This is a genomic window from Achromobacter maghribensis (assembly GCF_057334215.1).
In genome coordinates this window covers 37,905-51,287 of the sequence record NZ_JBHFII010000006.1, presented here as the reverse complement: position 1 = coordinate 51,287, position 13,383 = coordinate 37,905, and the positions used below count along the sequence as shown (strand labels likewise).

Genomic DNA, 13,383 nt, shown 5'->3' with positions numbered 1-13,383 from the left:
CCCCTCGACAGGGCCGGCCGCTTTTGCTTGGGCGAAAGGCGGCGAGCCGCCCCCCGCTTACTTCTTCTTCATCGGCGGCAAGTCGGTGCAGACGCCTTCGGCCACTTCCGCCGCCATGCCCACCGATTCACCCAGCGTCGGGTGCGGGTGGATGGTCTTGGCGATGTCGACGACGTCGGCGCCCATTTCAACCGCCAGAGCCAGTTCGCTGATCAGGTCGCCAGCGTGGGTGCCCACGATGCTGCCGCCCAGGATGCGATGCGTTTCCGCGTCGAAAATCAGCTTGGTGAAGCCCTCGTCGCGGCCATTGGCGATAGCGCGGCCGGACGCCGCCCACGGGAACACGCCCTTCTCGATCTTGATGCCTTGCTTCTTGGCTTCATCTTCGGTCAGGCCCACCCATGCCACTTCCGGATCGGTGTAGGCCACCGACGGAATGACGCGCGCGTCGAAGAACGACTTCTGGCCGGCTGCGGCTTCCGCCGCCACGTGGCCTTCATGCACGGCCTTGTGCGCCAGCATCGGCTGGCCGACGATGTCGCCAATGGCGTAGATGTGCGGCACGTTGGTGCGCATCTGGCGATCGACCTCGATGAAGCCGCGATCGGTCACGGCGATGCCGGCCTTGTCGGCGCCGATCTTTTTGCCGTTGGGGCTGCGCCCCACGGCTTGCAGAACGAGGTCGTAGCGTTGCGGTTCCTTGGGCGCGCCCTCGCCTTCGAAGGTGACGTAGATGCCGTCCTTCTTGGCTTCGGCGCCCACCGTCTTCGTCTTCAACATGACGTTGTCGAAGCGATAGGCGTTTTTCTTCTGCCAGACCTTGACCAGGTCGCGGTCGGCGCCTTGCATCAGGCCGTCCAGCATTTCCACGACGTCCAGGCGCGCGCCCAGCGTCGAATACACCGTGCCCATTTCCAGGCCGATGATGCCGCCGCCCACGATCAACATCTTCTTGGGCACTTCACGCAGCAGCAATGCGCCGGTGGAGTCGACGACGCGGTCGTCCTTGGGCATGAACGGCAGCTTCACCGACTGGCTGCCGGCGGCGATGATGGCCTGCTTGAAGCGCAGCGTCTGGCTCTTGCCATCGGCCGACGTCACGGTCAGGTGGTTGGCATCGGCGAATTCGCCCACGCCCGTCACCACGGTGACCTTGCGCGCCTTGGCCATGCCGGCCAGGCCGCCGGTCAGCTTGGCGACCACGCTGTCCTTGTAGCCGCGCAGCTTGTCCAGGTCGATCTTGGGCTCGCCAAAGCTGATGCCGTGGGCAGCCAGCTCGCGCGCTTCATCGATGACGGCGGCGTTGTGCAGCAGCGCCTTGGACGGAATGCAGCCCACGTTCAGGCAGACGCCGCCCAGCGTTTCGTAGCGTTCGACCAGGACGACGGACAGGCCCAGGTCGGCGGCGCGGAAGGCGGCGGAATAGCCGCCGGGGCCCGCGCCCAGCACCAGCATGTCGTATTCACCGTCGGCCGAACCCTTGAAGCTGGCGGCAGCGGGTGCGGCGGCCTTGGCAGCCGGCGCCGCAGCAGCCGCGGCTTGCTTGGGGGCCTCGGCCGCCTTGGGTGCTTCCTTGGCGGCCGGTGCAGCGGCATCCGATGCCTCCACTTCCAGCACGACCGCGCCTTCAGCGACCTTGTCACCGACCTTGACGGCGATGGACTTCACCACGCCGCCTTGCGACGCGGGAATTTCCATCGAAGCCTTGTCGGACTCCACGGTGATCAGGCTTTGTTCGGCCTTGATCGTGTCGCCCACGGCCACCAGCACTTCGATGACTTCCACTTCCTTGAAGTCACCGATGTCCGGCACTTTGATTTGAACGGTATTGCTCATAGGGCTCCCCGTTTACAGCGCGATGCGGCGGAAGTCGGCCAGCAAGGCGCCCAGATAGGCGTTGAAGCGGGCAGCGGAAGCGCCGTCGATGACGCGGTGGTCGTACGACAGCGACAGCGGCACCATCAGGCGCGGCACGAACTGCTTGCCGTCCCAGACGGGCTTGTGCGCGGAACGCGACACACCCAGGATGGCCACTTCGGGCGCATTGATGATCGGCGTGAACGACGTGCCGCCGATACCGCCCAGGGACGAAATCGAGAAGCAGCCGCCCTGCATTTCCGCGGGCGAGATCTTGCCGTCGCGCGCCTTCTTGGACAGGTCCGTCATTTCTTGCGCGATCTGCAAGATGCCCTTCTTGTCGGCGTCGCGAATCACCGGCACCACCAGCCCGTTGGGCGTGTCGGCGGCAAAACCGATGTGGTAGTACTGCTTGAGCACCAGGTTATCGCCGTCCAGCGACGCGTTGAATTCGGGGAATTTCTTCAGGGCCGCAACCACGGCCTTGATCAGGAAGGCCAGCATCGTGACCTTGATGCCCGACTTCTCGTTTTCCTTGTTCAGCGTGACGCGCAGCGCTTCCAGGTCGGTGATGTCCGCTTCGTCGTTGTTGGTGACGTGCGGGATCATGACCCAGTTGCGGTGCAGGTTGGCACCGGAGATCTTCTTGATGCGCGACAGCGGCTTGGCTTCGATCGGGCCGAACTTGGTGAAGTCGACCTTCGGCCACGGCAACAGGCCCAGCGCGGCGCCATCGGCCGAACCGCCGGCTGCGGCCGCGGGGGCAGCGGCCAGCGCTTGCTTGACGAAACCGCGCACGTCGTCGGCGGTGATGCGGTCCTTGGGACCCGAACCCTTGACCTTGCTCAGGTTCACGCCCAGTTCGCGCGCGAACTTGCGCACCGACGGCGACGCGTGCGGCAGTTGGCCCGGTTTGAGGTTGGCATCTTCCAGCGCGGCGGCCGGAGCCGGACGCGAAGCGGGTGCGGCAGCGGGCGCGTCGGCCTTGGCGGCCGGCGCGGCAGCGGCGGCTTCGCTCTTGGCCTCGGCCTTGGCTTCCGTCTTGGCGGCAGGCGCGGCGCCGGCGCCGCCTTCCACCACCACCACGACCGAACCCTTGGCGACCTTGTCGCCCACCTTGACCCTCACTTCCTTGACCACGCCGCCTTGCGACGCCGGGATCTCCATCGAGGCCTTGTCGGACTCGACGGTGATCAGGCTTTGCTCGGCCTTGATGGTGTCGCCCACGGCGACCATGACTTCGATGACTTCCACTTCCTTGAAGTCGCCGATGTCGGGCACTTCGATCTCGACCGGGCCGCTGGCGGCGGCCGGCGCGGCGGCTTCCGCCTTGGCGGCGGGGGCTGCAGCGGCGGCTTGCTTCGGGGCTTCCTTGGCAGCGGCCTTGGGGGCCTCTTCCTTGGCGGCCGGAGCGGCATCCGAGGCTTCGGCTTCCACTTCCAGCACGACCGCGCCTTCGGCGACCTTGTCGCCGACCTTCACGGTGATGGACTTCACCACGCCGCCTTGCGACGCGGGAATCTCCATCGAGGCCTTGTCGGACTCGACCGTGATCAGGCTTTGTTCGGCCTTGATCGTGTCGCCCACCGCCACCAGCACTTCAATGACTTCCACTTCCTTGAAGTCGCCGATGTCGGGAACCTTGATTTGCACGATGTTGCTCATGTCTCTTTACCCTCAGGCGTATTGCGGGTTGGCTTTGTTCGGATTGATGCCGTACTTCTTGATGGCTTCGGCCACCTTGGCAACCGGCACCTTGCCCTCGTCGGCCAGCGCGCGCAGCGCGGCCACGACGACGAAGTGGCGGTCCACTTCGAAGTGCTCGCGCAGCTTCGAGCGGAAATCCGAGCGACCGAAACCATCGGTGCCCAGCACCTTGTATTCGCGGCCCTTGGGCACGAACGGACGGATCTGGTCCGCAAAGAGCTTCATGTAGTCGGTCGACGCGATGATCGGGCCTTCCGTCTTGGCCAGCTGTTCCGTGACGTAAGCCACCTGCGGCTTCTTCTCGTCGGGGTGCAGCATGTTGTGGCGTTCGACGTCCAGGCCGTTGCGGCGCAGTTCGGTGAAGCTGGTGACGCTCCAGATATCCGAGGCCACATCCCAGTCGGCAGCCAGCAGGTCTTGCGCGGCCATGACTTCGCGCAGGATCGTGCCCGAACCCATCAACTGAACGCGGTTCTTGCCCTTGCCGTGCGACTTCAGCTTGTACATGCCCTTGATGATGCCTTCCTCGTCGCCCTGGGTCAGACCGGGCTGCGGGTAGTTTTCGTTCATCACCGTCAGGTAGTAATAGACGTTTTCCTGGTCTTCCACCATGCGCTTCAGGCCATGCTGGATGATCACGGCCAGCTCATGGCCGAACGTCGGGTCGTAGGACACGCAGTTCGGGATGGTGGACGCCAGGATGTGGCTGTGGCCGTCTTCGTGCTGCAGGCCTTCGCCGTTCAGCGTCGTGCGGCCGGCGGTGCCGCCCAACAGGAAGCCGCGCGCCTGCATGTCGCCCGCTGCCCAGGCCAGGTCGCCAATGCGCTGGAACCCGAACATCGAGTAATAGATGAAGAACGGAATCATGATGCGGTTGTTCGAGGAGTACGACGTGGCCGCCGCAATCCACGAGCTCATTGCGCCCGCTTCGTTGATGCCTTCCTGCAGGAGTTGGCCGTCGGCCGCTTCCTTGTAGTACATCACCTGGTCCTTATCGACCGGGGTGTACTTCTGGCCTTCCGGCGCGTAGATACCGATCTGGCGGAACAGGCCTTCCATGCCGAACGTGCGCGATTCATCGGCCAGGATCGGCACGACGCGCGGACCCAGTTCCTTGTCGCGCAGCACCTGATTCAGGATGCGCACGAAGGCTTGCGTGGTCGAGATTTCGCGGCCTTCGGCGGTGGGCTCGAGCACGGCCTTGAAGGCGTCCAGCGCCGGGGCCTTCAGTTGCTCGTCGGCGCGGGCACGGCGGCGCGGCAGGTAACCGCCCAGCTCGGCACGGCGCTCGTGCAGGTACTTCATTTCCGGCGAGTCTTCGGCCGGCTTGAAGTACGGCAGGTCCGCCAATTGGTCGTCGGGGATCGGGATGCCGAAGCGGTCGCGGAATTCGCGGATCGATTCCAGCTCCAGCTTCTTTTGCTGGTGGGTCGGGTTCTTGGCCTGGCCCACGTGGCCCATGCCGTAGCCCTTGATGGTCTTGGCCAGGATGACGGTGGGTTGCCCGGTGTGGCTGGTCGCGGCATCGAACGCGGCGTACACCTTGTGGGGATCATGGCCGCCACGGTTCAGGCGCCAGATGTCTTCGTCGCTCATGCGCGACACGGCTTCCAGCAGCTTGGGGTGCTTGCCGAAGAAGTGCTCGCGGACGAACTTGCCGTCGTTGGCCTTGTACGCCTGGTACTCGCCGTCGACGGTGTCTTCCATGATCTGGCGCAGGATGCCTTCCTTGTCGTGCGCCAACAGCGGATCCCAGTAGCCGCCCCAGATCAGCTTGATCACGTTCCAGCCCGAACCGCGGAAGTCGCCTTCCAGTTCCTGGATGATCTTGCCGTTGCCGCGCACCGGACCGTCCAGGCGCTGCAGGTTGCAGTTCACCACGAAGATCAGGTTGTCGAGCTTTTCACGGGCGGCCAGGGCGATGGCGCCCAGCGATTCCGGTTCGTCCATTTCGCCGTCGCCGCAGAAGACCCAGACCTTGCGGTTGCTGGTGTCGGCAATGCCGCGGGCGTGCAGGTATTTCAGGAAGCGGGCCTGGTAAATGGCCATCAGCGGGCCCAGGCCCATCGACACCGTCGGGAACTGCCAGAAATCCGGCATCAGTTTCGGGTGCGGATAGGACGACAGGCCCTTGCCGTCCACTTCCTGGCGGAAGTGGTTCAGCTGCTCTTCGGTCAGGCGGCCTTCAAGATAGGCGCGGCCGTACATGCCGGGGGACGTGTGGCCCTGGAAATAGACCAGGTCGCCGCCGTGGCCTTCGTCTTCGGCGTGCCAGAAGTGGTTCTGGCCGCAGCCGATCATGGTGGCCAGCGAGGCGAACGACGCGATGTGGCCGCCCAGGTCGCCGCCGTCCGGCGGGTTGTGCTTGTTGGCACGCACGACCATCGCCATGGCGTTCCAGCGCACGTACGAACGGATGCGCGATTCCAGCTCCAGGTTGCCCGGATGCGCGGGCTCCAGGCCCGGGGGAATCGTGTTGACGTAAGCGGTATTCGGCGAGAACGGGATGTGGGCGCCGGAGCGACGGGCTTCGTCGATCAGGCGTTCCAGCAGGTAGTGCGCGCGCTGCGGTCCTTCGCGATCAAGGACTGCCGCCAGGGCTTCGAGCCACTCCTGGGTTTCAAGGGTGTCTTCGTCGTTGGCAGCCTGCGGGGCGCCAGCCTGGGCGAAAGAGGACATCGTGTGTCTCCTGTTGGGGTTCGTTCGTGACCACACCCGCTTATCTACTCGCGGACTCTGCATGGTAGCCGGGATCATCCGGGCTACCATGTCAGGCATGGGTCGGGGTGTTTTTCTAGAGACCTGCTTTGGGTCGGTTCCCTATCAGCGGGCATTCTAAGAAAGAAGATTAACCGCTCGCAAGGAAAATTTCATGTTGCGGTACGGCATTTCATAATATGAAATTATGAATGCAAGCTGAACGCCTGCGGACCGTACTTTTTTAGGCTTACGCTAAAAGCAGGGGCCGATTCCCGGCACTTCCCCGCCAACCCGCACTAAAATGCGCGGTCTATCTGGCCCGAATTCCATGTCCAGCGCGCCCAAGTCCAATATACCTACGCCTTTCCACGATCACGCCCGCACCCGCCGCCGGGGGGTGTACTGGGTCACGCCTGCCATGGTGCTGATCCTCTACATCTGTGTGATGGCGGTGTTCTTCTGGCTGCAACGCATTCATGACGACAGTGTCATGTTTGTCACGATCGACCAGGAAATGCGCCAGCAACGCCTGATCTGGGTGGTGCTGGCCCTGTCCTGCGTGATCGTCATCAGCTTGCTGATGCTGTGGCGTTACACGCGCTTCCGCTCCACCGCCGAAGCCGCCCTGATCGCCGAAACCGGTTTCCGGCGCGCCATGGAAAATTCCATGTCCACCGGCATGCGCGTGCTGGATATGGAAGGCCGCATCGCCTACGTGAACCCGGCCTTCTGCCGGATGATCGGCTGGAACGAGGCCGACCTGATCGGCCGCAGCCCACCCTTCCCTTACTGGGTGCCCGGCCGCCACGAACAGCACCAGCACACGCTGGACGTGCTGATGTCCGGCAAGACGCCCAGCAGCGGCCTCGAGGTTGAGGCGCAGCGCCGCGACGGGTCCCGCTTCACCGCCCGCATGTATGTGTCGCCGCTGCTGGACCCGAACGGCAACCAGATCGGCTGGATGACATCCATGACCGACATCACCGAACCCAAGCGCATCCGCGAAGCACTGACCGCCGCGCACGAACGCTTCATGACCGTGCTGGAAGGCCTGGACGACGCCATTTCGGTCACGGCCGACACCCACGACGGCCTGGAACTGCTGTTCGCCAACCGCACCTATCGCCGCGTGTTCGGCGCCCAGACGGGCGGCCACGACGAATTGCTGGCCGGCCGCCGCGGCCGCTTCACCGACGAATCGGTGGAAGTGTTCGCGCCGTCGGTACAGCGCTGGTTTGAAGTGCACCACCGGATGCTGGCCTGGACGGACGGCCGCCGCGTGCGCATGCAGGTGGCGCGCGACATCACCGAACGCCGCGGCCACGAAGAGGCCTCCCGCCTGCAGCAGGAAAAGATCCAGCTGACCAGCCGCCTGACGACGATGGGTGAAATGGCCTCGTCGCTGGCGCACGAACTGAACCAGCCGCTGACCGCCATCGCCAACTACAGCATGGGCGCCGTCGCCCTGGTCAAGGCCGGGCACACCAGCCCCAACATGCTGCTGCCCGCGCTGGAGAAGGCCGCCTCGCAGGCTGAACGCGCCGGCAAGATCATCAGCCGCATCCGCGAATTCGTGAAGCGCAGCGAGCCCCGCCGCCAGCGCGTGGCCATCGGCCGCATTGTCGACAATGCAATCGGCTTCGCCGAAATCGACGCCCGCAAGCGCCGCATCCGCATCGACAGCTTTGTGCCGTCGAACGCGCCGGACGTGCTGGCCGACCCGATCCTGATTGAACAGGTGTTGCTGAACCTGCTGAAAAACGGGCTGGAAGCCATGGAAAAGAGCGAGTCCGACGAGCTCAAGGTGGCGGTCATCCTGCACGAACAGCACATCGAAGTGGCCGTAGTGGACCGCGGCCATGGCCTGGCCGAGCCCGAACGCCTGTTCGAACCTTTCTTCAGCACCAAGTCCCAGGGCCTGGGCATGGGGCTGAATATCTGCCGTACCATTATCGAATCGCACCACGGCCGCCTGTGGGCGGACCCGAACCCCGCCGGGGGTACGATTTTCCGCTTTACCCTGCCCTGCGCTGCGTCCCAGACGCAGGCCCAGAATGATCAGTCCGAGGAGTTGCACGCATGAACACGCCCCACCTGTCGAGCACGGTATTCATTGTTGACGACGACGAAGCGGTCCGCGATTCGTTGCGCTGGCTGTTGGAGGCCAACGGCTACCGCGTTCGCGCCTATGCCAGCGGCGAATCCTTCCTGGAAGACTACGACGCCAGCCAGATCGGCGTGCTGATCGCCGACGTGCGCATGCCCGGCATGAGCGGCCTGGAACTCCAGGAACAGCTGATCGCCCGCAACGCGCCGCTGCCCGTCGTGTTCATCACCGGCCACGGCGACGTGCCCATGGCCGTGTCCACGATGAAGAAAGGCGCAGTCGACTTCCTGGAAAAGCCCTTCAACGAGTCCGACCTGCGCGAGATCGTCGCGCGCATGCTGGAACAGGCCACGCAACGCGTCAGCAAGCACCAGGCCCAAAAGGACCACGAAGCCATGCTGGCGCGCCTGACCGCGCGCGAGCAGCAGGTGCTGGAGCGCATCGTCGCCGGCCGCTTGAACAAGCAGATCGCCGACGACCTGGGCATCAGCATCAAGACCGTCGAGGCGCACCGCGCCAACATTATGGAAAAACTGGAAGTGACTACCGTTGCTGATTTGATGAAAGTGGCCTTGGCCAAACCCGAGGCACATGCATGACCGCTAGGATTATTGATGGCGCGGCACTGTCGCTGCGCATTCGCGAAGAAGTCGCCCAGCGCGTCGCCGCCCTGGCCGCCAAGGGCACGCGCCCCGGCTTGGCTGTGGTGCTGGTGGGCGCGGATCCCGCGTCCCAGGTTTACGTGCGCAACAAGGTTGCGGCCTGCGAAAAAGCCGGCCTGCATTCCGTCAAGGAACAGTACCCGGCCGACATGACCGAGGCCGAACTGCTGGCCCGCATCGCCGTGTTGAACCAGGACCCGACCATCCACGGCATCCTGGTGCAGTTGCCGCTGCCCAAGCACATGGATTCGCACAAGGTCATCGAAGCCATCGCGGCCGAGAAGGACGTGGACGGCTTCCATATCAGCAACGCGGGCCTGCTCATGACGGGCCAGCCCCTGTTCCGCCCCTGCACGCCCTACGGCGTGATGAAGATGCTGGAATCCGAAGGCGTGGCCCTGCGCGGCGCTGAAGCCGTGATCGTCGGCGCCAGCAACATCGTCGGCAAGCCGATGGCCATGCTGCTCCTGCAAGCTGGCGCCACCATCACCATCTGCAACTCCAAGACACGCGACCTGGCGGCCCAGACCCGCCGCGCCGACGTGCTGGTGGTGGCCACCGGCAAGCCCGGCATGATCGACGGATCCATGATCAAACCCGGCGCCGTGGTCATCGACGTGGGCATCAACCGCGGCGACGACGGCAAGCTGTGCGGCGACGTGGACTTCGCTTCCGCCCGCGAGGTGGCCGGCGCCATCACCCCCGTCCCCGGCGGCGTGGGTCCCATGACCATCGCCATGCTGCTGGTCAATACGGTTGAAGCCGCGGAACGGGCTGCCGCCTGATCCCCGCCATGCGGCCCGGGCCAGGCGCCCGGGTCCGCCCGGGCCCTTCGCATCGCCCTGCCCCGGGGCGCCGCCGCGCCCTTGCATTCGGGCAGATCGCCCTTACCTGACCCTTATGAACTCCGCCGGCGCCCGGGTGCATGCCCCGCGCGCCGCCCGCCATTGCTCACGCCGGTAACACCATGACCCAGAACCCCCTGCTTGCCCCCGTTTCCGACCTGGTCGACTATGCAGCCGTCAAGCCCGGGCATATCGTGCCCGCCATCGAGGAACTGCTGGGCATCGCCCGCCAGGCGGTCGACCACGCCGCCGACGCCGGCCTGGCGCCCACCTGGGAAGCGGTGGTGGAACCGCTGGACACCGCCTCAGAACGCCTGTGGCGCGCCTGGTCGGTGGCCGGGCACCTGAACGCGGTCGTCAACACGCCGGAACTGCGCGAAGCCTATAACGCCGCCCTGCCGCTGATCACCGAATTTTCGACGTGGGTCGGCCTGCACGAAGGCTTGTACAAGCAATATCAACGCCTGGCCGCCGCCCCCGATTTCGCGTCGTGGTCGCCCGTGCGCCGCCGCATCGTCGAGATGGCGCTCCGCGACTTCCGCCTAAGCGGCGTCGAGCTTCAGGGCGCCGACCGCGAGCGCTACGCCCAGATCTCCGACCGCGAAGCGCAGGCCTCGCAGAAGTTCTCGGAAAACGTGCTGGATTCGATTGACGCGTGGTCGCTGCTGGTGGAAGACGAGGCCCGCCTGGCCGGTATTCCCGCGGATGTCCTGTCCGCCGCCCGCGCTGCCGCTGCCGAAGACGACAAGCCGGGCTGGAAGCTGACGCTGAAGATGCCGTGCTATCTGCCCGTCATGCAGTACGCGCAAGACCGCTCGCTGCGTGAAGCGCTGTACCGCGGCTACGGCACCGTTGCGTCCGAGCAAGGCGACGCCCAATTCGACAACTCCCCGCTGATCGAAGAACTGCTGTCCCTGCGCGCCGAGGAATCGGGCCTGCTGGGCCTGGGCACGTTCGCCGCGCTGCGCCTGCAGACCCGCATGGCGCGCGACGCCGGCGAGGTGACCGTCTTCCTGCGCGACCTGGCCGCCCGCGCCAAACCCTACGCGCAGCGCGATCTGGCTGAACTGACCGCCTACGCCACCGGTGAATTGGGCCTGGACAGCCTGCAGCCCTGGGACGTGGCCTTCGCCTCGGAGCGGCTGCGCGAATCACGCTACGCCTATTCCGAAGACGAGGTGAAGCAGTACTTCACCGAGCCGCGTGTCCTGGCGGGCCTGTATGAAGTGATCGAAAAGCTGTTCGACGTGCGCCTGACGGAAACGCCGGTGTCCACGTGGCACAGCGACGCGCGCGGCGTCCGCGTGGAAAACGCCGCGGGCGGCCTTATCGGCTACCTGTACCTGGACCTGTACGCCCGCTCGGGCAAGCAAAGCGGCGCCTGGGTCGACAGCGAGCGCACGCGACGCGTCGTGGCCGGTCACGTACAGACGCCCGTCGTCTACCTGACCTGCAATTTCTCCCGCCCCAACGGCGACCGCGCCGCCGTGCTGACGCACGACGACGTCATCACCCTGTTCCACGAAACCGGCCATGCGCTGCATGCACTGCTGTCCGAAGTCGACGAGCCGGGCGCCGCGGCCTTCGCCAGCGTGGAATGGGACGCCATCGAACTGCCGTCGCAATTCATGGAGAACTTCTGCTGGGAATGGGCCGTGGTGCAAAAGCTGTCGGCCCATGTGGACACGGGCGAAGCCCTGCCGCGCGCCCTCTATGACCGCCTGATTGCCGCGCGCAACTATCAGAGCGGCATGCAGACCGTGCGCCAGATCGAGTTCGCGTTGTTCGACATGCTGATGCACGACCGCGCCCGTGGCGCCACCATTGCCGAAGTGCTGGCGTTGCTGCAGGAAGTGCGCCAGGAAGTAGCCGTGCTGTTCCCGCCGGCCTGGCATCGGTTGCCGCATGCCTTTTCGCACCTGTTCGCGGGTGGCTACGGCGCGGGCTACTACAGCTACAAGTGGGCGGAAGTGCTGTCCGCCGACGCGTATGAAGCCTTCGAAGAGGCCGCCGCCAAGCAGGCTGAAAATCAGGCCGAGAATCCGCTGGGCACGCTGGACCCTGAAACCGGCGCACGCTTCCGTCGCGAAGTGCTGGCCGTGGGCGGTTCCCGCCCGGCTGCCGATTCGTTCGCCGCTTTCCGCGGCCGCCCACCGCGCATCGACGCCCTGCTGCGCCACAGCGGCATGAGCGGCAACTAAGCTCCGCGCGTTTCTCCCGACGGCCCGCCACGCGCGGGCCGTTATTTTTCGTCGGCCGGTTTGCGCGCCGACGCCATCCGCCGGCGCCGGTCAGCGGGGTTTCCAGGTCGTGCTCGATTTTCCGTACCGGTCCTTTGCGCCAGGACAAGAAGCACGCTTGCGCGCCGTCCAGGACGGCTTGCGCGGGCCCGCCCAGCCCGGCGCTTGCAGGTAGAATCAACGGGTTTGCCGGGCTTTTCCCCAATCACCCTTTCGGCCCCTGGACTTATGCGACACCTCATTACCGGCCGCGCCTGGCGTGGCTTGCTGCTGGCCCTGTGCGTCTTGCTTGCCGCTTGCGGCGACCGGAATGTCGACTGGACGCTCTACAACGTGAAAGGCCACCTGCCCGACCTCAAATTCTCGCTGCCCGGCGCGGGCGGCAAGACGGTCAGCAGTGAAGACCTCAAGGGCAAGACGGTGCTGCTCTTCTTTGGCTACGCCAGTTGCCCGGACATCTGCCCCACCACCATGGCGCAATTGACGGCGGTGTTGCAGAACCTGGGCGACAAGGCCCGGGACGTGCGCATTCTGTTCGTCAGCGTGGATCCCCACCGCGACACGCCCGACATCCTGCAGGCCTACGTCAACGCGTTCAACAACAACGCGATCGGCGTGACCGGCGACGAAAAACAGATCGCCGACCTGGCCCGCCGCTACCGCGTCGCCTACCAGATTGAAAAGCCCCGCCCGGGCGACGACGCCGACATGTACGAAGTGACGCATAGCCGCGGCGTGTACATTTTCGACAACGAAGGCCGCGCGCGCCTGTTGGCCTCGGATACCGACAGCATCGACGCGCTGACCAAGGACGTCCGCCAGCTGATTGACCTGACCTCCTGACACCGGCGGGACGGCGACGATGCGCCGCAACATGTTGCAGACGTGCGCCACATACCAGTTGTTACAGCGGCGCGATTCGGAGCGTGAGTATCATCACAGCTGATTGCCCTTTTCCCCCTAGTAAGGAGTACGCGCATGAGCTTCATCATCATGATCATCGTCGGGTTCATCGTGGGCCTGATCGCCCGGGCCATCATGCCCGGTGACCAGAACATGGGAATCATCATGACCACCATCCTGGGCATCATCGGCGCCGTCGTTGCCGGGTTCCTGGGCCAGACGATGGGCTGGTACGCGGAAGGCGAACCCGCAGGCTGGATCGCATCGGTGGTGGGTGCCATCATCGTGCTGTTCGTGGTCGGCATGATTGCCAAGAAGCGAACCTGACGTTCCCCTAGGCAAGGTTCAACGAAACGGGCCGG

Annotated in this window: 9 protein-coding genes; 6 read left to right on the top strand and 3 right to left on the bottom strand. The window is 65.1% G+C overall.

Features of this window, described 5'->3' with window-relative positions:
• Window positions 1-57 precede the first annotated feature (57 nt).
• Genes lpdA through aceE form a run of 3 tightly spaced genes read right to left on the bottom strand, consistent with a single transcriptional unit; the run spans window position 58 to window position 6,243 of the window.
• A complete protein-coding gene (gene lpdA / locus ACE039_RS03200) occupies window positions 58-1,836 on the bottom strand; it encodes a dihydrolipoyl dehydrogenase (protein WP_448712402.1) in 1,779 nt (592 codons plus the stop codon).
• A 12-nt stretch (window positions 1,837-1,848) separates the two neighbouring features.
• The gene (gene aceF / locus ACE039_RS03195; protein ID WP_485821670.1) at window positions 1,849-3,522 is read right to left on the bottom strand and encodes a dihydrolipoyllysine-residue acetyltransferase; all 1,674 of its coding nucleotides are present in this window, start codon (window positions 3,520-3,522) and stop codon (window positions 1,849-1,851) included.
• A gap of 12 nt (window positions 3,523-3,534) precedes the next feature.
• On the bottom strand, window positions 3,535-6,243 hold the full coding sequence (aceE, locus tag ACE039_RS03190; protein ID WP_485821669.1) for a pyruvate dehydrogenase (acetyl-transferring), homodimeric type: 2,709 nt from the start codon (window positions 6,241-6,243) through the stop codon (window positions 3,535-3,537).
• 349 nt (window positions 6,244-6,592) lie between these two features.
• Here aceE and ACE039_RS03185 point away from each other — a divergent pair, with 349 nt between their 5' ends.
• The 6 genes from ACE039_RS03185 (at window position 6,593) to ACE039_RS03160 (ending at window position 13,348) form a co-directional block, all read left to right on the top strand.
• Window positions 6,593-8,347, top strand: coding sequence for a PAS domain-containing sensor histidine kinase (locus tag ACE039_RS03185; protein ID WP_416025299.1), 1,755 nt, complete (start codon window positions 6,593-6,595; stop codon window positions 8,345-8,347).
• Window positions 8,344-8,970: a response regulator transcription factor gene (locus ACE039_RS03180; protein ID WP_183011927.1), complete on the top strand. Its 627-nt coding sequence runs from the start codon at window positions 8,344-8,346 to the stop codon at window positions 8,968-8,970. Before ACE039_RS03185 ends, ACE039_RS03180 begins: the two co-directional genes overlap by 4 nt.
• Entirely contained in the window at window positions 8,967-9,818 is an 852-nt protein-coding gene (gene folD / locus ACE039_RS03175) for a bifunctional methylenetetrahydrofolate dehydrogenase/methenyltetrahydrofolate cyclohydrolase FolD (RefSeq protein WP_105559841.1), read from the top strand. The genes ACE039_RS03180 and folD overlap by 4 nt, the downstream gene beginning before the upstream one ends.
• 182 nt (window positions 9,819-10,000) lie before the next feature.
• Window positions 10,001-12,079 (top strand): M3 family metallopeptidase, encoded by a 2,079-nt coding sequence (locus ACE039_RS03170; RefSeq protein WP_448712409.1) that lies wholly within the window; start codon window positions 10,001-10,003, stop codon window positions 12,077-12,079.
• A 267-nt stretch (window positions 12,080-12,346) separates the two neighbouring features.
• The gene (locus tag ACE039_RS03165) at window positions 12,347-12,961 is read left to right on the top strand and encodes an SCO family protein (protein ID WP_105559840.1); all 615 of its coding nucleotides are present in this window, start codon (window positions 12,347-12,349) and stop codon (window positions 12,959-12,961) included.
• A 135-nt stretch (window positions 12,962-13,096) separates the two neighbouring features.
• The gene (locus ACE039_RS03160) at window positions 13,097-13,348 is read left to right on the top strand and encodes a GlsB/YeaQ/YmgE family stress response membrane protein (RefSeq protein ID WP_105559839.1); all 252 of its coding nucleotides are present in this window, start codon (window positions 13,097-13,099) and stop codon (window positions 13,346-13,348) included.
• Window positions 13,349-13,383 lie beyond the last annotated feature (35 nt).